Genomic DNA, 22,493 nt, shown 5'->3' with positions numbered 1-22,493 from the left:
ATGCCAGGTATATACATTTTTAAGACATCAGTTTTCAAATATTTTTCAGTTCATTTTAATAGAAATAGTTCAGATTATGAAAAATTCATTAATGCTCTTCATTGCATTCTTAGCTTTTACAGCGTGCTCAAAACATCAAGAAAAAAAAGATATTACCATCACTGGAATAGATTCCACATTGCGACCTGGTGATGATTTTTTTAAATATGTAAATGGCAAATGGTATGATTCTGTCTCAATTCCTGCATCTCAAGCCGGAGTTGGTGCCTATATGTTTATGAATTACCCGCAGCGAATGCGCCTGCAAGGAATATTAGACAGTCTTTCGCAAAGCAAGAATTCAGCAGGGAGTATAGCACAAAAGGTAGGAGACTTTTATGCATCAGGTATGGATACTGTAACCATTGACAAACGCGGTTATGCACCTATCAAACCTCTGCTTTCTAAAATTGAAGCGATTAGTGATTTACCATCCTTAATGTACTTTGTCGTTAATGAGGTAAAAGTGAGCAATTCTTCTATTATAGCTTTTGGAGTGTCACCCGATGAAAAAAACAGCAGTATGAACATTGCCCAAATTTATCAAACGGGTATTGGTTTGCCTGACAGGGACTATTATTTCAAATCAGATTCATCCACTGTTGCCATACAGGAAGCGTACAAAAAATACCTTACTACATTGTTTCAACAAACAGGCAGCAATGCAGTAGAGGCTAAAAAGAATGCTAATTTGGTTTATGATATTGACAAACAACTCGCAGTTTCGCATAAAACAAAAGTTGAACTTCGGGATGTACAGGCAAATTATAATAAAATGGCTGTTTCGGATCTTGCTAAAAGACATCCCAACATAGACTGGACTACTTTTTTTAATAATTTAGGAGCTCAAACTGATTTCATTAATGTAGGCCAGCCTGCTTATTATGATGCCCTTAATAAGCTTTTAAAGACGATTCCTATTAGTAATTGGAAAATTTACCTCAAAGCAAATGCTATAGAAAGATATGCAGATGATTTAAGTAAACCTTTTGTCGATGCCTCATTTGAATATACTAAAGTGCTTTCTGGTCAGGCAGTTCAAAAATCACGTGGCGAAAAAATGGCGAATGTCGTTGATAATTATTTAGGCGAAGCGTTGGGTGAATTGTATGTAAAGAAATATTTTTCTGAAGATGCTAAAAAACGTATGTTAATCCTCGTGAATAATCTGCAAAAAGCGTATGCCAAAAGAATTGATAAATTGGAATGGATGAGTCCTATTACAAAACAAAAGGCTAAAGAAAAATTGTTTGCCATTACTAAGAAAATAGGATATCCGGATAAATGGAAAGATTATAACAATGTACATATAGTTAGGAATACCTATTTTGAGAATATGGTATCGGCTGCTACAGCTGCATATCAATTTCAATTGGCAAAATTGGGTAAACCGGTCGATAAATCAGAATGGTATACAACAGTACCAACAGTTACGGCATATAATAACCCGACTGCAAATGAAATTGTTTTTCCTGCAGGTATTTTGCAACCTCCATATTTTGATAATAATGCAGATGATGCACTTAACTATGGAGGTATCGGAATGGTTATAGGTCACGAAATAACCCATACTTTTGATGATCAGGGTGCTCAATATGACAAGGATGGCAACTTGAAAAACTGGTGGACAAAAGAGGATTATGCACAGTTTAAGTCAAGAATACAACAGGTTATCAATTTATACAGCACATACACTGTTTTAGGCGATCTGCACATTAACGGTGCGATGACAGTTGGCGAAAATACGGCAGATATTGCCGGAATAGCAGTTGCTTATGATGCTTTTAAAATGACCGAGCAGGGACAAGGAAATACAAAAATTGGCGGTTTTACTTCAGACCAACGCTTTTTTATTTCTATAGCCAAAATATGGAGAGTAAAAATGAAAGACGAGTTCCTGCGTTTGTGGATTAATAACAATCCACATTCTCCACCAAATTGGCGTGTTAATGGTCCTCTAATGAATACTACGCCTTTTTACGAAGCGTTTAATGTAAAAGCTGGAGATAAAATGTTTTTGCCTAAGAAAGACAGAATAACAATTTGGTAATTTCGCTCTTCGAATTGTGACCATGAAAAGCTGCGCAAATGTCTCTGTGAACTTTGCGCAGTTTTTTGTTTCTTATAAAATTTACAAAAGCACTCAAATTTTTTACGTTTTAGCCTAAACGAAAAAAGCTCCAGATTTCTCTGAAGCTTTGTCTTAGTAGTCCTAACGAGACAATTCTCGAACCATTTTGTGGATGATTTGAAAAAAATGAGATATTTAGTAAATGATTATTAGAAAAATAACTTAACTGCAGTTCTTCTTCTAGTTTGCATTTACATAATAATTTTATGCTTTATTTTTTTTGTTCATTTTTTTCCTTTAATCTTTTCGCATTCTTTAGGCTATTATTAAGCATCCACTCAATCTGACCATTGATACTACGAAATTCATCATTAGCCCATTTTTCAATTGCTTTCATTGTTTCTGAATCAATTCTTAATGCAAATGACTTTTTTTCAGACATCTTTTTATTGATTTAAAGTACCAGTATTTATTACAGGTTTAGTTTCACTATCGCCACAAAGTACTACCATTAAATTGCTTACCATTGTTGCTTTTCTATCTTCATCAAATTCTATAACTTCTTTATCTGCTAATAGTTTTAAAGCACTTTCAACCATACCTACAGCGCCTTCTACAATTTTATGACGTGCAGCAACAACAGCCGATGCTTGTTGTCGTCGTAACATAGAATGAGCAATTTCAGGAGCATAGGCTAGATATCCAATTCTTGATTCTATTACTTCTATTCCAGCGATTTCTAATCGTTGTGTCACTTCGTGTTCAAGTGCTTTGTTAACATCATCAAAATTAGTACTTAATGTTATCGTTGCTCTCTCATCTTCAAAATGGTCATACGGAAAAGAACCTGCAAGTTTTCTAACAGCCGAATCCGTTTGGATTCTAACGAATGCCTCATAGTTATCAACTTCAAACGTGGACTTAAATGTATCTTTAACTTTCCAGACTAATATAACACTAATTAAAATAGGATTTCCCATTTTATCATTAACCTTAATTTTTTCACTTTCAAAGTTTCTTGCACGTAAAGACAAACTCGTTTTATTATAAAATGGGTTTACCCAAAACAAACCGCTTTGTTTAATACTTCCTTTATAATCTCCAAACAGTAATAGAACTTTTGAGCTGTTAGGGCCTATTACAATAAAACCCTTTGTTAAAAGAACAGACACTAGAAGTGAAGCCACTGCTAATACCATGCTGTTTGTGATAAAGCCATAAAGCGTTATTGCTATTGAAAGTAATAGAATTGCAACAACTAAATAGCCATTGAAGGGTATTAAAACTTTTTCTGTTTTCATAATGAGTAATATTTAAATGATATTAAATTGATATCATAAAGATATATAATTTTTTAATATAAAAATATTCTTTTTCTAATAATATTGTAAGCTTGGACAAAGAGAAAAATTAGAATTTAAGGTATAAGTTCCTGATCATAAAGAAAATCTAAAAAGCACTGATAACAAAAAAAGCCCCTGCTGTGCAAACGTCTCTGACTTTGCACCCGCAACTATAATCCACAAAAAATAGAAATAAGAAAGTCCATTCCGGAAAGAGTTCCTAATTTAAAAATGCGCAAATGCCTCTGACTTTACACATTTTTTTGTGTTCTTAAAAACCGTAAGACCATAAAAGGCTTCTGACTTTTTATAACTAGTTCTTGGTGTTCTTTTATTTCGCTCAGAATGAGTAAAAAATAGCATTAAACAACAAAAAGCTCCAGATTTCTCTGAAGCTTTTTGTTTTAGTAGCGGGAACAGGACTCGAACCTGTGACCTTCGGGTTATGAGCCCGACGAGCTGCCTACTGCTCTATCCCGCGTTGTTTCGGGTGCAAAGATACACAGTTTATACAGTTATGCAAAGAAAAACATGAATTATTTTTCGATTTAATATTTTTTAGTGTAAAGCTATGATTGTTAGGGTCTTGTTTTTTGTGTTTTAGACTAAGAAGTTCGGTAGTAAGAAAAAACGCTGTTTGGTTTTATTTATTATAATTTTTTTCTTCTCTAATTTCGGCTTCAATTCTTTTATTTATATTGATTTTTGCCTTTGTAAAAACAAAAATTGTGGTTTTGTATTCGCGTGCAAACTTGTTCGTTATTTCGTCGGCAATGACTGATGAGTTAAAGTAGGGGCTCGTTTCTTGAAATTCAGTACTTTTTTCTTCGTAATCTTTAATTCTGATGAGGTTTTTATACGGAATAGAAAGATCAAACCAATTGACATAATCAGCACTAAAAGAAACTGCTTTTATTCCTTTTTTTGAGTAGTAATTGATAGCGCCGGCTTGTCCGTAATTGTCGCAAAGTATTAATGTTTTTTCAGAATTTGGAATCAATGCATAAACAGAGTCTGTTTTTCGGGCGAGTTCTTTCCATCCCAGCATATCGGCAAAATCCTGAGGCAACGCGTGATCTTTTCCATCTTCCCAGCGAAGCATTCCTAGTTTTTTATATTTCTCAGGATGTGTCATGATATATTCCGGACTTTTATTTGGAAAAGCTAAGTTGTACATCGGTATAAAAAACAATAACGGAATAATAATAAAAACCGGTTTTAGAAAACGTTTCCAGCCTGTTTGTAGCACTTCCGAAAGGAAAACTGCTCCAAAGGCAATATAAATGGGGTACAAGCCAATGGCATAATAAGCTTTGGCTTTAAAATAAATAAAAACAACAAGTGTAAAAATGATCGAAGCAAAAAAGAACTTGTATTTGGCGAAAGGTTTATAAAATAATAACGCATACAAAGCCGCAAGAATAACAAAAAACGAGCCGATGAAAAATAATAATTGCTCTTTTAAAAAGTCAATTCTGTCAACATTTACCAATTGTGTTTCCGCCAATTCTTTCATATGATGCACAATCGGAAATTGGTTTTTGTACTGCCATAATAGATTTGGTAAAATCAGCATCAATCCTAGAATCAGTGCAAAATATAGTTTTTTGTTTGCCAAGATTTTCCTTTGATCAGACAATAAAAGAGCAGGCAAGAGGCCAATAAGTAAAAAGAGAATATTGTATTTGTTTAGAAATCCAAAAGCAAAAGTGATCGCGCCAATGTACAGCCATTTTGTTTTTTCGGTCGAAACGTATTGAATAATAATGTAATAAAATCCTGTCCAGCACAAAACGTCGAGAGAGTTGGGTTGATACAGCATATTAATGCGCAACAAAGACGAAAACAAAACGCAGGTTGCGCCCAAAATTAAAGCATACAAATTTCCTTTGAGTAACTCGATCGTTTTCCAGACAATTAAAAGTGTCAATGCGCCAAAAAGGGCAGGGAAGAACTTAATCCAGAAAACAGAATTGCCGAGTAAGAATATACTATACGAAATCCAGGAAGTTACCGGCGGAACTGATAAATAACCCCAAGCCAAATGATGTGCCTGATCAAGATGCAAGTATTCATCGCGCTGCAAATCGTATTCGGGACTAATTAAAATATATTGCAATGCGAATTTTAAAAGAATAAATCCGAGTAGAATTAAGGTTTTTTTGGTCATTGAGGTTCTTGGTTTCGTGGTTGGTTGTTTTTGATACTTTGAACTAAAATTCCTGATCAAAATGTTAAGCTAATATATCATTTTTTTTGAATTAAGTTTAAGATGAGAACGTTATGCAGTATTGTAAACAAAAAAAGCTTCAGATTTCTCTGAAGCTTTTTTGCATTTTATCGGTTTTAGGATTTATTCCTCCAACGCAGTTTCAAATTCCATATGGTCAACAGTTTCTACGTCCGGTTGAGCAGGTTTTGAAGCTTTCAATTTATTGAATCTTTCCAATTGTTCCGTTTCACCTTCTTCACCGCTGAAATATGGAAATACATCCATAATTGGAGACTCAGAAACCGCCGGAATAGAATATTCCCCCATTGTACTTTGCATGATATGAAGCGTGTTGTCATAAGCTTCTCTCACATCATTGGCTTGTACCAACATATACATGTTAGTTTTTCTTTCTTTACCACTTTCTTCATCATAAGCCAGTAATGAAACTTTTGATTTAAACCAACGATCCGCATTTTCAAAAGGATGAATCTCGGCATAATTAGCCACTTTTATATTTGTAATTTTAAATTCTTCACTAATATAAGCCGCCATCTCTTCATTAATCCTTTTTTCGGCTTCAGTATAAGACAAAGCATCTACCAAATAAGGTTCTGTTAGTACTTTTTGTCCACCAGTTTCGTCAGTTTTTCTATATTTTACTTTGCATTCGTACCAAGTTGCGCTCATCTCTTTAATTTTTTTAAGGATGCCAAAGATAGATTTTACAGGAAAATAAATTCTGAATTTACGAAATAGATATTCACAATTTCAAGTGGAATTTTATAAATCATTAGTTATGAGTCTTTAAGGTTTAGTAAGTAGGATTGATTCTAATACTGGCTTTAATTACCGCAAGTCCTTTGATATTCTTAAAAAGAACGTCTTTTGATTCGTGTTGCGGATTTTCGCTCACCAATTTTATCCAATCTTCTCCTTTGGCCGACTTTTGAATCCATTTGAGTAAAATAAATTCTTCAAGATCATTGTTTGTTAAGGAGATTATATACATTTCGCCCCAAAAAATAGTATCGATAGTGTTAGCTATTTTTTTGTATAAAATAATATCTCTTCCTCTTAAAAGCGGATACATACTATCTGTATTGGCATAAATTGCACCATCGCATTTGGGTAAATTAGGAACTGTAATATAATCTATAGGTTCCAAATTTAGATCTTCAAACAGCGAAATTCCTGTAGAAGTTTCTACATTATAAAGCGGAACTTGCTGTTTTTCGATTCTTCTATAACTAGCCGGCAGTTCTTCAAATTGATCAAATTTACTGCCAAGATCATTGTCGTAAATAATGGTATCAGTCATATTACCATTTCCTGTTAAAAGCCATTCAGGATTGATGTCAGGATATGTAGTAAGTATCTGTTCTATTTTTGATGCACCAATGTCTTTCACCTTGTCTAAGAAGCCATTAGAAAGACCGGTTTCAATGTAGAATTTTCTTTTATTAATTCCTTTATATTTAATAAGTTGTAGGATTCTATTGACAATCATTTTATATTTTATTGATTATTTACTCTTTTTTATTTTTATATGTAGTTAATACTCTCTATATTTGTAAGTAAAAAGAAACAAATTGAGCAATAAGCAAACGTACAAAAAAAATCAAGAAATATCTTATGATCTCGATTATCATTATCAATAAGAGCGAAAAATCAAGAAAATATTTTGGAATGCAAGTCAGATTTGTGCAATTGTAAAAACAGAGAGTACCAAAAAAAGAGAAGTCAGGTTTAATATTTAAAAATAAAGTATGGATTATTTACTTAAAATAGCTCGAAACAATCCTCATCGTGACCGATTGGAAATGGCAATTATAGATTTACTCCATTTTATTAAAGCGGGAGCAGTTTACGTTTCGTATAATAATTTTACCAATGTTGTTGTTGTTACTTTTATTCTCAGAAAAAATTGTGATCAGGATGGAGATACTTTAGGAAGTGCTTCAGATAAACTGATAGAATTATACCCGGATTTTATTTTTAAGTTTGTTAATTACAACTGGGCTTCGTACGGATTTAGAAAAGGAAAACCATATTTTATTCAACATTGTACACTTAAAGAATTGGTTTATTTTGAAGCGGATGCTAAAATATTTTATCCTCAAAAAAACACTTCAAAAGCGCTGGTTCAAAAAGCTAAAAAACGATTTTATACTGATTTTGAGGCGGCTGTAGTTTGCTTGAGAAACGTTTCTATTTTTACCAGAAACAAAAAAAATGTAGAAGCAGCTTTTGCATTGCATCAAACCTTGCGTTATATTTATATCTGTGCCTCAGAATTTCTAACTCCCGAGTTTATTAGCTCGACCTGTTTATTATTGCACTACGATTATATAATTGATTTTGCGCCCAAGTTCAAAGAAATACTAAATAAAGAGTCACAAGATGATAAAGAAATTTTTGTTGCGCTAAATGCTGCCTATAGCAGTATTGTGCAAGGACAAACCATGAACTCTATCGATGATGCTTTGATTGCAAAAGCAAAAACAAAAATTGAATTAATGCAGCGGGAGCTCAACAGACTCTTTTTAGAATATTCAGAATTATGTAAGGAAAAGCTAAGAGAATTAAGTCGTCAAAATTTTCTAGGAAAAGCTATTTTCAATCATAAAATGTTACCCAATTATATAATTGACAATGCGTTGACTGAGATAAGCGCTGTGCTGGCAGAATGTTTTAAAATACGATCTGTTTATTGTTTTGGTTATGAAACAATTTACAACAAGAATAAGAGAAATAAGGAGGAGAGTTATTCTAAAGACGTTCCTAAATATCACTTTTATTTATTGGTAGTATATCTGGAACATACGGAGAAAGCTATGTTGTTGATGCAAAGTTTAATAGAAGCCAGATTTGATGGTAAGTACAAAGTCACCATTCTTTATCACAGCTCAAGTTATGTGCGTAAGAAGAATCAAAATCAGAAACATTTTTTTGATACGATTATTGCAAACGGACATTTGGCATATAATAATCCGATGTATTTGGATTATTCTGAAGCCAATATCGTAGCGCGGGACATTAATTTTTCGAAAAAATATGTAGAGAATCGAATACTGATTGCACAGCAATTATTTAGTCTTGCTCAAAATTGTTTCAAAGATGATTCTGTTATTATAAAAAAGATACTTTTTCGAAAAGTAATGGAGCAAATTTCTATTGGGCTTATTTATATGTTTTTGGGATATTATTCCAGTAAATTTTCAATTAGCTATTTGTTTTCTCTTTTAAAATACATTCAAGAAGTCGATTCGCCTTTTGATTTTAGTGCCGCAAAAGAAAGAGAACTTTATAAGTATTTATCTGAAGCTGCTGAAAGATCAACTAAAAAAGGAAAGAGTAACAATAATATTTCCAACAATAAACTTCTGGAAGATAAATGTGCTGCTTTTTTAAAACATGCAAAAGAATTGACAGAATACGCATTTGAAAAATTGGAGAATACACACCAATAGAATTTTTAGTTAATTAGTTGCGTCTCAAAATGAGTTTGATTTTGGGACAAAAATAAATTTTTCTCATAAAATTCATTATCGTTAATTTTATGGGAAAAATTATTTTTAAAACGCAGTTTTTATAACGATAATCTTACGTCCTTTAATTATTGTCTTAATTTGTATATTTGGACATCAGTTTTTTTAATAAACTACAGTTATAATGTCCGAACTATTACCGCTAGATCCAAAAACACTTTTTCTTCTTTATTTTTGGGCGAACTTTTTTATCTGCATTCTTATTTTCAGTTATTCGTTTTCGTATGCGACCAGCGATAATAGAAAAATATTAAAAATCTTCGGTTTCGGAAAATTGTTATTGACGATTGGATGGATTCTGATTGCTTTAAGAAATTTGGTTCCGGATTTTATCTCTATTAATATTGCCAATACATTGATTTTTTTGTCTTGCTGTTATGAAACGATAGCAATGTTGTCGCTGCTAAAAACTAAGTCGAAAAAACGTTACAAATGGCAAATTGGGATAACAATTGCTGCTGCAGCAATTTTTAATGTTGCGGCTTTTTTAGATAGTTCAATCAATACGCGTGTTTTAATTGTTTCTGTTGGAATATTTGCAATTTATTTGCCGCCAACAATTCGATATTCTTTCGAAAAAAGAAATACTTTTTTTAGAAATTTTTATGTGTTTTGTTACGGTGGATTTGAGATGCTGCTTATAATGCGAACGGTTTATAATTTTCTGAATCCGCAGGAACAGTTTTTTAATAACAGCGTTTTTGACAGTTTGTATAGTATTAGTTTGTTTTTACTGACGCTCATTGGTACAGTTGGATTTTTATTGTTGGTAAAAGAAAAGCAAGATCTTAAAATCCGAAAACTGTTAAGCGACAAAAATCAGTTCTTTTCGATCATAGCGCATGATTTAAGAGGACCATTAGGATCATCGGTCGGACTTTCGGAAATATTAGTCGAAGAGATTGACAGTTACAGCCTTGAAGAAATTAAGGAAATTACAGAAATGCTTCATCAATCAAACAAAAACAGTTACAAATTGCTGGAAAACCTCTTAGATTGGTCACGCGTGCAAACGGGAATGATCGAATTTAGCCCCAAAAAAATAATACTGAATACATTGATTAATGAGAATATAGAACTGAATAAAAATGCAGCATTAAACAAAAATATCAGTCTTTGTTTCAAATCAGATCAGCTTGTTGAAGTCGAAGCAGATAAAAACATGATTGATACCGTTGTGCGTAATTTACTGACCAATGCAATTAAGTTTACCGAAAAAAATGGCAAAATTGACGTAAAGCTTATAGTGAAAAATCAGAAAGCTGAAGTGTCAATTATCGACAATGGCATAGGAATTCCTGATAATGTCAAAGAAAAGTTATTTAAAATTAACAGAAAAGCGACTCAAAAAGGAACCGAAAATGAAACCGGAAGTGGTTTAGGATTATTACTTTGTAGTGAATTTATAAAAAAGCACAAGGGCGAAATTTGGGCAAATGGAGAACCAGGAAAAGGAAGTACTTTTGTATTTACCTTGCCATTAGAGCAGCGATGATTTGGCGATAATTGCGTGGAGTGGAGTATGAAATATTAAATTTGAAGGTATGAAAAAGTTAGTCTTATTGATAATGATAATATTTTCAATATTGAATTCACAATGTTCGAATTTGAAAAAAAGCACTGCAAATGGTTGTAAAGAAAATATTGAATTTAAGGATGCTTTTATATTAAATATTAATAAAGTCGAGAATTACACTTTACAGAAAGAGTTTAACAAAAAAGAGTTTAATGACGGTATTGAATTTTTGTCAAAATATTGTCATGTTTCAGAAGAAGAATTAATGAACTACGCTAATGAATATACTAATTCGACAGTGTTTTATAAAGACAAAGAGGGCTGGTTAAAATGGTATAATGAAAATAAATGTCGCAACATTCAGTTCAAATAGTACCAAATATTTCTTTTCCCTGCTCTACAAAGAATTCAAATAAAAAAATGCGCAAATGTTCTCAGACTTTGCGCATTTTTTGTTCATTTTCTATTTAAATAAAAAAAGCTCCAGATTTCTCTGAAGCTTTGTTTTTAGTAGCCCGTAGCGGAATCGAACCGCTCTTACATGGATGAAAACCATGCGTCCTAACCGATAGACGAACGGGCCTACTTTTGTATTGCGGGTGCAAAATTACAAGTATTTTTAGATTACACAATAAGATCGTAAAATATTTTTTTTGAAATTATTCTGAAAATGGAACGTCATCAAAATAGTCAACCGTAAATGGATTGAGTTAAGTAAAATGTATTTATTTGATTAATAATGGGTTGTTTTGTACTAAAATTGAAGTAAAGAAGTTTTTTTTCGTGTTTTATTGCAATTATAGCTTTGAATAATTTTAAAAAATATTTTGATATTTTCTCAATTTTAAAGAATATTCGTATGGTTTTGTGTTGCGATTTTTATGTGATTTTTTCAAAATGACTGTTTTATAGTCTCGTGATGTATCAAATTTTAATGCGAAGCTGTTTAAATCTCCTTGGGTTTGTGTGATTTTTTTAGGTTGATCCTTAATTTTTTTTATATTTATTGAAACTTCTAATAATGGATATAATTAAAATAAAAAGCATTTTACTTTTTACTATTTTGCTAATTACTTGTAGCAATTGTTACAGTCAATCCTCTAAAAAAGTAGCGAATCTTGATAGCTTATTTCAAAAAGCTCATAAGTTGAAAGCATTTAATGGAAATGTTTTAGTTTCTGAAAACGGAAAAATAATTTACGAAAAATCCTTTGGGCAAGCAGATGCAAGTGGTAAAGTGCAATTAAACAAAAAGTATCGCTTTCATATTGGTTCAATCGCCAAAGAGTTTAATGCGGTAGGTATTTTGATGCTTAAAGAGCAGGGGAAATTAAAACTAGATGATTCAATTTCTAAGTTTCTGCCTGAGTTGCCTTCTTGGGCAAACAAAATTAAAATTATTCATTTACTTCAATATACAAGTGGTCTTCCGCAAATAAAATGGAATGAAGTTAATCAGGATTCTGACAATATGATGCATTTAAAAAACACTGTATCTCTTGATTTTGAACCAGGAACAAAGTATGATTATAATAACAACAACGTATTTCTGCAAAGGAGAATCATAGAGAAAATAACCAATATGTCTTTCGATTCTTTTGTAATGAAAAAAATGCTTCAACCCGTCGGAATAAAAAATGGAGTTGTAGATCCTACTGAAAATGAAAAACTTTTTGCAAAATCATTTAATAATAAAGGAAAACAAGATATTATTAAATACAATATTTCTGGCTGGACAGCTTTAAATCTTGAAGATTTTTATAAATGGTCTGAAGTAATCAATTCATTTAAACTTATTAGTCCACAATCAACGCAGGAACTTTTTAATCCTTTTTCTGAAGGAAGTCAAACCGGTCTTGGCGAAGGTGAAATTCATCAGGGACAAGTAAAAAAGCATGTACACGATGGAGCGGCGTTCAATTATCAAGCTTTACTTGTCAGTAATCCTAATTTTACAATTATTCTGGTAACAAATAATAAACAGAATAATCTAGATGAAATTAGTAATTCAATACAATCTATTCTTGACGAAAAGCCGTTCAATCAAATTGAAAGTCCTGTAAATAACTAGAAAGTTTAATTTCTTAAATATTTTAATCGTTTAAGAATTTAAAACGGATCACATCTTGATGCTTAAAGAACAAGTGCTGATTTTGTATTTCGGTTTTGTTTCGTTTTTAAAAAATAAAACACGGCTAATAAACCAGCAAAAACAATTTCGATTACGATCCAGGGTAGTAATTTTTTTTCTAAAGCGTCTTCGGCAGTTTGATATTTCTGGATGTACATTACGTTTTTTGAGTTGCCAAATTGTACAACTCTCACATTTAATTTTAGCGGCTTTAAGTTATTGAAATCAATGTTTTGTAGGTTTTCCTGCTGCGACTCATTTAAGTATGAAAGGAAATCATAAGCTTCATCATCAAATAGTCCGAAAAAGGCCTGTTTTTTATTTATGCTGCCCTCTACACTAACAGATTTTCTTTTTGAACTGGAACCGCTTGTACATTTTTCGACTCTCATGATTTCTGTTTTGTAACCGTTCGTAAAATAATAATACTGTTTAGATGCCGTAAACAGTAAGATTATCGGCTGAATCAAAATGTTTAAAACAAGAAGGAATAAGTATATTTTGTGAATTTTCATTTCTATTGTTGTTTCCCGCTTTCTCGATCTTAATCTGAATTCGCAATCAAAAAAAGCTTCATTCAAAAAAAAGCTTTTTTGCTTTTAAAACTTGAATAATTCGATATAATCGATTTGTAAAGCATGACAAACTTTTTCTAGTGTTGAAAGTGTCGCATTAGCATTTCCTTTTTCCAATCTCGACATATTACTTTTTTCAAAGTTGCATTTTGAAGCTAATTCCTGTTGGGAAATATTTTTTTCAAGTCTAATTTCCTGAATTCGTTTTCCTACTTTTTGTTGTAATGATTGTTCCAAATTAAATTATCTTTTATGATAATTCAAATTTTGTTATATATTTGTAAAAACAGGTTATCTTATATGATAACTAAAAGAGCAAAATGAAATATAATGGAAATAAATAAAATCAAAGATTTGGAAAATCTTAAAAGATTAGCTGATGGATACTTAAATACGCTAAAACCAAATAATGATAAAAGAGGGTTTTATAGAGCCGAAATCGCAGTAATGAATTATTCTGAACTTGGATGTATTATTACAAACATGCTCAAATTATGTATTTTGGCATTAAATCAGGAGGAGTGTAAAATTTCAGAAACTGTCAAAAAATCCTCTATAGATGTTGGTCTTGTGCTGGAAGTTGTGCTTCAGCTTTTTCCTAATGATGAATTTGAATTACTAAGTGAAATCAATGAAGTTCTAGTTTTCAATGATGTTGAAACTTCCTAAGAGTTACTTATGAAAAGGTGTATAAATGTCTTTGGCTATGCATTTTTTTTGAACAATGGTACTTAAATAAACAAAGCTCCAGATTTCTCAGAAGCTTTGTTTTTATTTGAATTGAATACCAGAACGTCATAAATCAGACATTTCTAGAGATAAAAGTCTTAAAATGATTAAGTTTTAGAAAAAGAAATAACCAACAGATACTTGAAATACTCCATTTTTGTTTTTAATAGAAGAGTTCTCGACATTATTAATATCAGTTAATCCCAGATTATATCTTACACCAAAATTAAGTCCGTTGTCAAGTTTATAGCCTAAGCCAAAATTAACTCCAAATTCAAACGTATTAAACGAGTCTTTTACATTTATTTTTTCATTTTTAGCAGCAAGTAAAAAACCTATTTGCGGCCCGGCTTCAACACTTAATCCTTTTGTTACATAATATTTTCCCATTAAAGGAATGTTCAGATAACTTAAGGCAATTGTATTGTCATTGAAACTATATCCCTGACCAGAATACATTAATTCAGGTTGAAAAGAGAATTTATCTGAAATGGGAATTTCCGACAATACACCAAAATTAAACGATGTTACAACATCAATACCTTTAGTATTGTCTCCGCTTATAGTTGCAAAGTTTAATCCTCCTTTGGCACCAAATTTAATTTCTTGGGCATTAACATTTGCAAAACCTAAAACTGTAAGAACAGCTAGTAATAAAATTTTTTTCATAAAAAGTGATTTGAATTATTTAGCTGCAAAATTCACGTAAGAAAAACTAGAAGAGGTTCCAAAAGCTTAAAAATGTATAAAATGGTACTTATTTTTGGGTATTTTTATATTCATTTGGTGTCTGACCGGTAACTTTTTTAAAGGCCTTATAAAAAGTTGTTTTTGAAGTAAACCCAGATTCTAATCCCATTGTCAGCAAATTGTAGTTTTCATATTCAGAATTTGAGATCATTTCCTTGACAGCTTCAACGCGATAGTTATTTATGTAATTGGCAAAGTTATCTTCTGTTATCGTGTTTACAATTTGCGAAACATATCCTGGGCTTATGCCTAGTTTTTCGGCAACTTTTTCTCTGTTTAAGGTACTGTCAGTATAAATGTGCTGATTTTTGCAAAGAAGTTCCAGTTTCTGAAAATAGAGATTATCTGCCGTGATAGATTCTTTGTATTCTTCGGGGGCATTATTTTCTGCAATTTGCAAATTGCTATACGAAAGAGCTAAATCTGTATTTAGGAAATTATAAACAGCATCTTTGTCTTTGGCCAGTTTGTATTTGTAAATGCCTACATAAGCTGTCCAATGCATTATGAATGTTGCAGATAAAGCCAGGCCACTCATAGTAGAGGAAATGTCAGAATGAAAAAACAGACCAACTAAATAAGTACTTAACCAGACAAATAAAAGCAAATACATGATAGTTAATAAGATAATAATCCATTTTTTCTCTTGAGGGTCTTTTAAATGCCTTATCATAAAATAAGAATAAAGAGGTAGAAACAGGACGATGGTAACGGCCAGTAAAAGCTGAATCAGCTGAAGTATATTGATTAGGTGCATGTAGGACTCAGGAATTTTATAAATTCCTGCTACACTGTCAAGGCAGATTGTAACATTAAGGATACTGTTGTAGGCAAATGGAATATAACACAAATAAGTTTTTTGTCTGTTTTTTACCGTATCATCAATGCGGTTTATAATAAATAGAAATGTGAAAACAGGTAATAGAAATACCCAGTCGATAACGTCTATAAAACGTAATAAGGGATAAGATGTAAACACATCTTCCATTTCAAAAACATAATTTAGTAAAACGATTGAAAGTACAAATAGTAAGCCTGCCAGATATTTATTGGAATTACTATTGAATAAGGAAGACTTTAAAATAATTAAGCCTAAGACTATTCCCTGAAAAATCGCAATATTTAAAAGTGTTGTATAAATCAATTTTTAAAGATAAAAGTTGTTTTTAAGATTTGTTTTGGGATATCTGTGGTAATTAGTCTTTTTTAAAATATAGCTTATTTCATACGTATTGACAAGACGAATTTATAGTAATACTGATAACTTTCTCAATCGATTAAGAAATGATTAACTAATTTGTATAAAAAACAGTCCCAGCTCTGCAAAGAGTTTCTCATGATAAGCTGTGCAATTGTTTCTGGCTTTTCGCAATATTGTTTAAACGAAAAAAGCTCCAGATTTCTCTGAAGCTTTTTTTTTGATAGCGGGAAACATTGAAATGTCCAGCTAATTTTTCGAAGATTATTATAAAGTAGTTTGTGTTAATACTGTAGCTTAACTTGGGTTTTAATTCTCTTTTACATATCAGGACTTACTACATAAAGAAATCTAGATCCAGAACAAATAAGTATTCTGTTGGTGGCAGTTATTTTATCTTAATAAATTTGACATTTGTTGCTCCAAAATTTGTTATACTTAATTCTATAATTTTACTTTTTTTGTTTCTTTGAAAACTTACTTCCACAGGAAATGTAATTGTTCCCGTAAATTTATCTTTCTCGACTTCAGTTAGCTGAACATCACTTAATCTATTATGTGTCATTGTTAACTTTCCATTGATAATTTTAACGATAAAAAGTGATGATAAGTCATTGTTCTGAAATTCACCTTCAAAGTCGTTTAGGTTTGTATTAGAATTAGATTTTGTCTTTTCTTCAGCTTTCTTTTCAATTTCAGTTATTTTTTCTCTCTTTTTAAATTTATCATATAAATAAAATTCTGCAATATCCATTCCTGCTTTGTAGGCAACAAAATTTTCATCATTACTCAAAAGTATTATGGATAATTTATTGTCTTGAAAACGACCCAAATAAGATTTAAAACCCATATCACTTCCTGTATGGTTGTATACAGTTAGACCTTTGTAATTTCTTATAAACTGACCTTTGGCGTGGTAAATAGTTTCTCCATCTCTTACCGCTAAAATAGCAGGTTCTCCATTATCTAATAATGATCGTTCATTGAAATGATTAATATACTCAACATCGCCCACTACAGGATTTTCAAAATTGGTAGTCCACTTGCTTAAATCTTCAACTGTTGTATAAACGTTTGAAGGTCCAACAGAAGAACTGTTAAGGTTTCTTTTACTATATACTCCATTTTCATCTCCGTATGAATAGGCTCTGTTTTTAACTATTTTCTCGTTATCATCAAACACTAATGTGTTTTCCATACCAAGTGGATTGAAAATGTTTTCTTTTGAGAACTCACTGAAACTTTTTCCCGAAACTCTTTTTACGATTTCGGCTAATAATGTAAATCCTGTATTGCTATATTTAAATTGGCTTCCAGGTGTAAAATTCAACTCTTTCTGTTTAGATACTATTTTCATTACTTGTTCAGAAGTAATTATATCATCCATTCTCCATCCTGCTAATGTCAACAATGCCCACTGGTCTTTTAACCCACTTGTATGAGAACATAAATGTTTAATTGTAATTGTTTTTTCATAAATCGGTAATTCCGGAATGTATTTCCTTACATCATCATCCAATGATATTTTGCCTTGTTTCTCCAGTAAGTAAATTGAAAAAGTTGTAAATTGTTTAGAAACAGAGCCTATATTAAAAATAGTTTTAGGTGTTATAGGTATATCGTATTCAAGGTTCGCCATACCATATCCTTTTTTAAAAATAATTTTTCCGTCTCTAACAATAGCAACTGCAACACCAGAAGTTTTTGAGTTGTATTGAGAAAATAATGAATCAATTTTTTGTTCTGAACTTGTTTGTGCTGACAAATTAGTTGTAAAAAAAATATAAACTAGAATAATAGTTAAATGCTTCATTTTCGTTAATTAAGTTTCTTGATTTCTACTTCGTTTCTGTGTAATTGCTACCAAATCTAAGATTTATATCTTTGTTATGGTTTTCAGTGTTATAATCATTGCTGTTTTATTTTATTCACAGTTTCCTGACTATTGGTAAATTATCCTAATTATTTTTCTCAATCAATTCAATAATTTTTAAGGCAACACCATTTGATGATTGAAAATTTTGTCCTGTAACAATTCGACCATCTTGTTCAACGTAAGATTCATTTCTCTTTGAAAATTTAAAATTCCCTCCTCTTTCTTCTATTGTCTTCTGAATTAAGAATGGAAAGTGCTTAAAATATTCGTCATCTTGTTTTTCAAAAGAGTCAGGATAACCGCTTATTTTTTTTCCTTCAACTAAGAATTTACCATTTTTAGTTTTCAAGTTAACTATACCTGCGGTTCCATGACATACTGAAGAAATAATGCCATTATTGCCTTCGTATACTTGCATAGAAATGTGTTGAATATCTGAGTTTTCAGGAACATCAAACATTGCACTTCCGCCTCCAATATAATGAACTGCTTTGTAAATTTTAGAATCAACTTCTTTTGGGGTCAGCGTATGTTTTAGGGCGTACATAAAGTCCAGATTGTATAAATATTGCTTTTGCAAGCTATCAGAGGTATTAATATAGGCTAAAGGAATATCGCCGCCTTTAGGACTTACAAAATCAACGGTATAACCTGAATTTATAAAAGTATCATAAGCGTTTACGATTTCGACAAAGCTATTTCCTGTTGAAATGGTAGATTTTCCATAATAATGTGCATTGGAAACAATGAATAATATTTTTTTTCCGGATTTATTGCTTGCCTTGCTACTTGCTGCTTTACTAATTATTTTCCATTCGCCCTGAATTTTTTTGAGCAGGAACATATCCATAAATTCTTGTTTTTTTTCAGGAATGAGAATTTCGGCTTTTGCTATAGCAATATCATTATAAGATTCTATAGAGATGATTTTTCCTAAACGACCATTAAATACACCTTTATTCCCTTTTTGAAACCAAGTCACATATTCTGAAATTGGAACGATCCATAAAGGTTTGTCTTTGTGGCTTAAAAAAAGATTGGCTTCAGGATAAAAAGCCTTTGCAATACTGTCAGGCTCATTATAAGATGTTCCCTCGATATAGTTTTGAATACAATTTTCAATCGAAGACTGCTCCGATTGTGAAAAAGACAAATTTGATAGTAGTGTAAATAGAATTCCGAAAAAGACTTTTTTCATAAACTTTGGATTTTGATGGTTTAAAAATGTTTCTCAAAATTATATTGATTAAGTTTTAAATCATTCCAAGTTTATCATAATGGAGTCCAAATGTATATTTTAGGAGTAGAATTATTTTTTTTGATAGTTTGAAGGCGTGGTACCTGTGATTTTTTTAAATGAACTATAAAAGGTACTGCTGGAATTAAATCCCGATTCAAAACCCACAGCATCTATTTTGAACTGAGTACTTTCCTTTAATAGACGTTTTGCTTCGTCAATTCGATATTCATTGATGAATTGAGTAAAACTTTTATTCAAATTATCATTAATAAATTGTGATAGCAATTGCGGACGAATATTCAATTCTTTTGCTAAAATTGATAAAGTAAGGTCAGGGTTGGTGTAAATTTTTCTTGTTTCAAAAAGTATATTAATTTGTTCCTGAATTTCTTTTACCAGCTTTTCATCTATTTTGTTGATGTACTTTTCTTTATTAATCACCGAGATTAAAGTTTTATTTTTTGCATAATAAATAAGAAGCAAGGAAATGTAAAAACTGAAAGAAAAAGTCAAAGCACCCGAAATATAAGAAGTATATCTTGCTAAAAAATACGAAAGCCAAATTGCAAAAACACCACAAATAACCGACAATATCCAAGTTTCATGATAGCTAATTTGGCTGCGGTTCGTAATTAACTTTTTGAAAATTTGTCTCGTCTCATAAATGGATAATACAATAAAAATAAACCATTGAATATTTATAAAGTAATAAATTATTCCGCTCCATATAACAGGGTTTTCCTTGTATGGAAAAAGAAAACCAAAAACACTTATCGTTATAATTATTAAAGCGAGACTATATTTTGCAAAAGAATAATTAAGATTTTGCAAAATTGATCTAACATAAAAATATAATAGAGGGCCAATTAAAAAACAAGCTGACAAACCTATTTGCAAATATGTTTTTGACAACTGATGATTGAAATTATAAAACACTGATTTTCCTATTCTTACACTTAAAGACAATAATAAAAGTCCAAGAAATAAATCAGATTTAGTTTTGTTGTTCTTGAAGAATAAAAAATAAAAACTCAAGACGACACTATTAAAAACACCCAGAGCACTTAAAAAAAATAATATTTGATTGTTAATATTCATTAATTGAAAATATGCTTTCTTTTTAGATTTGTTTGCAGTTAACTTAAAAATACCCGTTAAAAACGGTCGAGTAAGTTTTTTACAATACTACATAAAAATATCAATACGTTAAGTACGTTTTTCATAAACAGAATATTATTTTTCCATGTAAAAGAAAAATGAATCAATAATTCCATTAAAATAAAAGTTTTTATAGTCAATCCAGGTCAGCAAATAAAAATAGATTTCACTTGTTCATCAGAGTGTTTTTATGGAAAGTTATTCGAATGTCACCTGACTCCGCAACCTTAATCTGAATCAGACATTGTTTTGTTAATCTGAATAAATAAAAAGAGCTCCAGATTTCTCTGAAGCTTTGTCTTAGTATTGGGTTATATTTCTCGGAATAATTCTGATATTTCTACATTCAAAGCTGCCAAATTTAGGTAGCTTTGTATAGTTGGTCACACATATAAACATGTTGCGCATTATTTTAGTGGAATAAACAATAATTAAATTTAATTTTTATGACTACAGTAAATCCATACATTTATTTTAACGGTAATTGTGAAGAAGCATTTAATTTTTATAAAACAGTTTTTCGAAAGGAGATTACATATATTGGACGTTATAAAGATGTTCCAAAAACTGATAGAAAAATTTTTGCGGAAACTGACGAAAAAATTATGCATATCACTTTACCTATTAGTGAAGAAACAACATTATCGGGTTCTGACAACACAGTAGCATATAAAGAATCAATTGAATATAATAATTTTGCACTTATCATTCATACAGATAGTAAAGTAGAGGCTAATAGATTATTTAACGAAATGTCTAAAAATGGACAAGTAAAAGTACCTATGAATTTAGCCTTTTGGGGTTCTTATTATGGTATTTGTATTGACAAATTTGGTATTAATTGGAAAATTACTACTGAAGAAAAATAATAAAACAATTCCCTGGCTGGCGCGAGCGTCCCGCTCGTGAACACAAAGTTATTTCAAAATAGTCCAAACCAAAAAAGCTCCAGATTTCTCTGAAGCTTTGTCTTAGTAGCGGGAACAGGACTCGAACCTGTGACCTTCGGGTTATGAGCCCGACGAGCTGCCTACTGCTCTATCCCGCGATGTTTCGGGTGCAAATATACGCCGATTTTCTAGAAATCCAACGAAAACTTTAAAAAATGTTTTATTTTCTGTATTGAGTTGATATGACTACCTTTGCAAAATAAATAGTACACAAATGTCACATAAAGCAGGTTTTGTAAACATCATCGGGAATCCAAACGTTGGAAAATCAACATTGATGAACGCCTTTGTTGGAGAAAGGTTATCGATTATTACATCAAAAGCACAAACAACGCGTCACCGTATTCTTGGAATCGTGAATGGCGAAGATTTTCAACTTATATTATCGGATACTCCCGGAATCATCAAACCCGCTTATGAAATGCAGGAATCGATGATGAACTTTGTAAAGTCAGCTTTTGAAGATGCTGATATCTTAGTTTACATGGTCGAAATAGGAGAGCAGGACTTAAAAGATGAAGCTTTCTTTAATAAAATCATTCACGCTAAAATTCCGGTTTTATTATTGTTGAATAAAATCGACAACTCAAATCAGGAACAATTAGAAGAACAAGTAGCGTTCTGGACAGCAAAAGTGCCAAATGCTGAAATTTTCCCAATCTCGGCTTTACAGAATTTTAATGTACCGGAAGTTTTTGGAAGAATCATCGAATTGTTGCCAGAATCTCCGGCATATTATCCAAAAGATCAATTAACAGACAAACCGGAACGTTTTTTCGTAAACGAAACCATTCGTGAAAAAATCTTGTTGAATTACAGCAAAGAGATTCCGTATGCAGTTGAAATCGTTACAGAGGAATTTTTTGAAGACGAGAATATAATCAGAATCCGTTCGATCATTATGGTAGAACGCGAAACTCAAAAAGGAATCATTATTGGACATAAAGGTGCAGCTCTTAAAAAAGTAGGTACTGAAGCTCGTGCCGATTTAGAGAAATTCTTCGGAAAACAAATACATATTGAACTTGTTGTTAAGGTGAATAAAAACTGGAGAAGCAATGCCAATATGTTGAAACGTTTTGGTTATAATCAATAAAAAAATGTTTCAAGTTTCAGGTTTCAAGTTTGAAATACGAAATAGGAATGTTTAAATT

The 22,493-nt window shown here is 31.3% G+C and carries 20 protein-coding genes and 3 tRNA genes; 8 read left to right on the top strand and 15 right to left on the bottom strand.

The window, feature by feature from the left end; translation table 11 throughout:
* The first annotated feature begins 76 nt into the window (after positions 1-76).
* A complete protein-coding gene (locus tag ACHRVZ_RS19640; protein WP_395424584.1) occupies positions 77-2,089 on the top strand; it encodes a M13 family metallopeptidase in 2,013 nt (670 codons plus the stop codon).
* 292 nt (positions 2,090-2,381) lie between these two features.
* Here ACHRVZ_RS19640 and ACHRVZ_RS19635 read toward each other — a convergent pair whose 3' ends face one another.
* From ACHRVZ_RS19635 to ACHRVZ_RS19610, 6 genes are all read right to left on the bottom strand, one after another.
* Positions 2,382-2,552, bottom strand: a complete 171-nt coding sequence (locus ACHRVZ_RS19635; RefSeq protein ID WP_395424583.1) for an Arc family DNA binding domain-containing protein — start codon at positions 2,550-2,552, stop codon at positions 2,382-2,384.
* A gap of 4 nt (positions 2,553-2,556) precedes the next feature.
* Entirely contained in the window at positions 2,557-3,411 is an 855-nt protein-coding gene (locus tag ACHRVZ_RS19630; protein WP_395424582.1) for an SPFH domain-containing protein, read from the bottom strand.
* Between the two features lie 450 nt (positions 3,412-3,861).
* Positions 3,862-3,934: transfer RNA gene (locus ACHRVZ_RS19625), tRNA-Met, on the bottom strand.
* Between the two features lie 162 nt (positions 3,935-4,096).
* A complete protein-coding gene (locus ACHRVZ_RS19620; protein ID WP_395424581.1) occupies positions 4,097-5,623 on the bottom strand; it encodes a glycosyltransferase family 39 protein in 1,527 nt (508 codons plus the stop codon).
* Between the two features lie 183 nt (positions 5,624-5,806).
* Entirely contained in the window at positions 5,807-6,355 is a 549-nt protein-coding gene (locus tag ACHRVZ_RS19615; RefSeq protein ID WP_395424580.1) for a DUF4494 domain-containing protein, read from the bottom strand.
* A gap of 124 nt (positions 6,356-6,479) precedes the next feature.
* The gene (locus ACHRVZ_RS19610) at positions 6,480-7,175 is read right to left on the bottom strand and encodes a helix-turn-helix transcriptional regulator (RefSeq protein WP_395424579.1); all 696 of its coding nucleotides are present in this window, start codon (positions 7,173-7,175) and stop codon (positions 6,480-6,482) included.
* 259 nt (positions 7,176-7,434) lie between these two features.
* Between ACHRVZ_RS19610 and ACHRVZ_RS19605 the strand changes: the two genes are divergently transcribed.
* The 3 genes from ACHRVZ_RS19605 (at position 7,435) to ACHRVZ_RS19595 (ending at position 11,105) form a co-directional block, all read left to right on the top strand.
* A complete protein-coding gene (locus ACHRVZ_RS19605; RefSeq protein ID WP_395424578.1) occupies positions 7,435-9,138 on the top strand; it encodes a hypothetical protein in 1,704 nt (567 codons plus the stop codon).
* 202 nt (positions 9,139-9,340) lie between these two features.
* Entirely contained in the window at positions 9,341-10,711 is a 1,371-nt protein-coding gene (locus ACHRVZ_RS19600; protein WP_395424577.1) for a sensor histidine kinase, read from the top strand.
* 49 nt (positions 10,712-10,760) lie between these two features.
* Positions 10,761-11,105 (top strand): hypothetical protein, encoded by a 345-nt coding sequence (locus tag ACHRVZ_RS19595; protein WP_395424576.1) that lies wholly within the window; start codon positions 10,761-10,763, stop codon positions 11,103-11,105.
* Positions 11,106-11,243: 138 nt separating this feature from the next.
* Here the strand turns inward: ACHRVZ_RS19595 and ACHRVZ_RS19590 are convergent.
* Positions 11,244-11,315: transfer RNA gene (locus ACHRVZ_RS19590), tRNA-Glu, on the bottom strand.
* A 438-nt stretch (positions 11,316-11,753) separates the two neighbouring features.
* Between ACHRVZ_RS19590 and ACHRVZ_RS19585 the strand changes: the two genes are divergently transcribed.
* Entirely contained in the window at positions 11,754-12,803 is a 1,050-nt protein-coding gene (locus ACHRVZ_RS19585; protein ID WP_395424575.1) for a serine hydrolase domain-containing protein, read from the top strand.
* Positions 12,804-12,865: 62 nt separating this feature from the next.
* On the opposite strand, the gene ACHRVZ_RS19580 is transcribed toward ACHRVZ_RS19585, so the two are convergent.
* Positions 12,866-13,255, bottom strand: a complete 390-nt coding sequence (locus tag ACHRVZ_RS19580) for a hypothetical protein (protein WP_395424574.1) — start codon at positions 13,253-13,255, stop codon at positions 12,866-12,868.
* Between the two features lie 207 nt (positions 13,256-13,462).
* Positions 13,463-13,675, bottom strand: coding sequence for a helix-turn-helix domain-containing protein (locus ACHRVZ_RS19575; protein ID WP_395424573.1), 213 nt, complete (start codon positions 13,673-13,675; stop codon positions 13,463-13,465).
* 93 nt (positions 13,676-13,768) lie between these two features.
* Between ACHRVZ_RS19575 and ACHRVZ_RS19570 the strand changes: the two genes are divergently transcribed.
* Positions 13,769-14,107: a hypothetical protein gene (locus ACHRVZ_RS19570; protein ID WP_395424572.1), complete on the top strand. Its 339-nt coding sequence runs from the start codon at positions 13,769-13,771 to the stop codon at positions 14,105-14,107.
* Between the two features lie 174 nt (positions 14,108-14,281).
* On the opposite strand, the gene ACHRVZ_RS19565 is transcribed toward ACHRVZ_RS19570, so the two are convergent.
* The 5 genes from ACHRVZ_RS19565 to ACHRVZ_RS19545 form a co-directional block, all read right to left on the bottom strand.
* The gene (locus ACHRVZ_RS19565; protein WP_395424571.1) at positions 14,282-14,836 is read right to left on the bottom strand and encodes a porin family protein; all 555 of its coding nucleotides are present in this window, start codon (positions 14,834-14,836) and stop codon (positions 14,282-14,284) included.
* An 88-nt stretch (positions 14,837-14,924) separates the two neighbouring features.
* Positions 14,925-16,061: a helix-turn-helix domain-containing protein gene (locus tag ACHRVZ_RS19560; protein WP_395424570.1), complete on the bottom strand. Its 1,137-nt coding sequence runs from the start codon at positions 16,059-16,061 to the stop codon at positions 14,925-14,927.
* Positions 16,062-16,503: 442 nt separating this feature from the next.
* Positions 16,504-17,928: a serine hydrolase domain-containing protein gene (locus ACHRVZ_RS19555; protein WP_395424569.1), complete on the bottom strand. Its 1,425-nt coding sequence runs from the start codon at positions 17,926-17,928 to the stop codon at positions 16,504-16,506.
* 145 nt (positions 17,929-18,073) lie between these two features.
* Positions 18,074-19,189, bottom strand: coding sequence for a nuclear transport factor 2 family protein (locus tag ACHRVZ_RS19550; RefSeq protein ID WP_395424568.1), 1,116 nt, complete (start codon positions 19,187-19,189; stop codon positions 18,074-18,076).
* Between the two features lie 111 nt (positions 19,190-19,300).
* Positions 19,301-19,672 carry a helix-turn-helix domain-containing protein gene (locus ACHRVZ_RS19545; protein ID WP_395424566.1) on the bottom strand — a complete coding sequence of 124 codons (372 nt, stop codon included), beginning with the start codon at positions 19,670-19,672 and terminating at the stop codon, positions 19,301-19,303.
* 1,163 nt (positions 19,673-20,835) lie between these two features.
* Here ACHRVZ_RS19545 and ACHRVZ_RS19540 point away from each other — a divergent pair.
* Positions 20,836-21,258, top strand: a complete 423-nt coding sequence (locus tag ACHRVZ_RS19540) for a VOC family protein (protein WP_395424565.1) — start codon at positions 20,836-20,838, stop codon at positions 21,256-21,258.
* Between the two features lie 106 nt (positions 21,259-21,364).
* Here the strand turns inward: ACHRVZ_RS19540 and ACHRVZ_RS19535 are convergent.
* A tRNA-Met gene (locus ACHRVZ_RS19535) sits at positions 21,365-21,437 on the bottom strand.
* Between the two features lie 116 nt (positions 21,438-21,553).
* On the opposite strand from ACHRVZ_RS19535, the gene era reads away from it, so the two are divergent.
* Complete coding sequence (gene era / locus ACHRVZ_RS19530) at positions 21,554-22,435, top strand: GTPase Era (RefSeq protein ID WP_041517423.1); 882 nt, start codon at positions 21,554-21,556, stop codon at positions 22,433-22,435.
* Positions 22,436-22,493: the final 58 nt, after the last annotated feature.

The organism is Flavobacterium sp. FlaQc-57 (assembly GCF_044007395.1).
In the GTDB taxonomy this organism is placed as follows: Bacteria; Bacteroidota; Bacteroidia; order Flavobacteriales; family Flavobacteriaceae; genus Flavobacterium.
Note: the sequence above shows the minus strand (reverse complement) of the source record. Positions and strands in the feature narration are given on the sequence as shown.

Coding starts and splice junctions, on each gene's coding strand:
- ACHRVZ_RS19640 (WP_395424584.1), top strand. CDS start 77: ATGAAAAATTCATTAATGCTCTTCATTGCATTCTTAGCTTTTACAGCG.
- ACHRVZ_RS19635 (WP_395424583.1), bottom strand. CDS start 2,552: ATGTCTGAAAAAAAGTCATTTGCATTAAGAATTGATTCAGAAACAATG.
- ACHRVZ_RS19630 (WP_395424582.1), bottom strand. CDS start 3,411: ATGAAAACAGAAAAAGTTTTAATACCCTTCAATGGCTATTTAGTTGTT.
- ACHRVZ_RS19620 (WP_395424581.1), bottom strand. CDS start 5,623: ATGACCAAAAAAACCTTAATTCTACTCGGATTTATTCTTTTAAAATTC.
- ACHRVZ_RS19615 (WP_395424580.1), bottom strand. CDS start 6,355: ATGAGCGCAACTTGGTACGAATGCAAAGTAAAATATAGAAAAACTGAC.
- ACHRVZ_RS19610 (WP_395424579.1), bottom strand. CDS start 7,175: ATGATTGTCAATAGAATCCTACAACTTATTAAATATAAAGGAATTAAT.
- ACHRVZ_RS19605 (WP_395424578.1), top strand. CDS start 7,435: ATGGATTATTTACTTAAAATAGCTCGAAACAATCCTCATCGTGACCGA.
- ACHRVZ_RS19600 (WP_395424577.1), top strand. CDS start 9,341: ATGTCCGAACTATTACCGCTAGATCCAAAAACACTTTTTCTTCTTTAT.
- ACHRVZ_RS19595 (WP_395424576.1), top strand. CDS start 10,761: ATGAAAAAGTTAGTCTTATTGATAATGATAATATTTTCAATATTGAAT.
- ACHRVZ_RS19585 (WP_395424575.1), top strand. CDS start 11,754: ATGGATATAATTAAAATAAAAAGCATTTTACTTTTTACTATTTTGCTA.
- ACHRVZ_RS19580 (WP_395424574.1), bottom strand. CDS start 13,255: ATGAGAGTCGAAAAATGTACAAGCGGTTCCAGTTCAAAAAGAAAATCT.
- ACHRVZ_RS19570 (WP_395424572.1), top strand. CDS start 13,769: ATGGAAATAAATAAAATCAAAGATTTGGAAAATCTTAAAAGATTAGCT.
- ACHRVZ_RS19565 (WP_395424571.1), bottom strand. CDS start 14,836: ATGAAAAAAATTTTATTACTAGCTGTTCTTACAGTTTTAGGTTTTGCA.
- ACHRVZ_RS19555 (WP_395424569.1), bottom strand. CDS start 17,928: ATGAAGCATTTAACTATTATTCTAGTTTATATTTTTTTTACAACTAAT.
- ACHRVZ_RS19550 (WP_395424568.1), bottom strand. CDS start 19,189: ATGAAAAAAGTCTTTTTCGGAATTCTATTTACACTACTATCAAATTTG.
- ACHRVZ_RS19540 (WP_395424565.1), top strand. CDS start 20,836: ATGACTACAGTAAATCCATACATTTATTTTAACGGTAATTGTGAAGAA.
- era (WP_041517423.1), top strand. CDS start 21,554: ATGTCACATAAAGCAGGTTTTGTAAACATCATCGGGAATCCAAACGTT.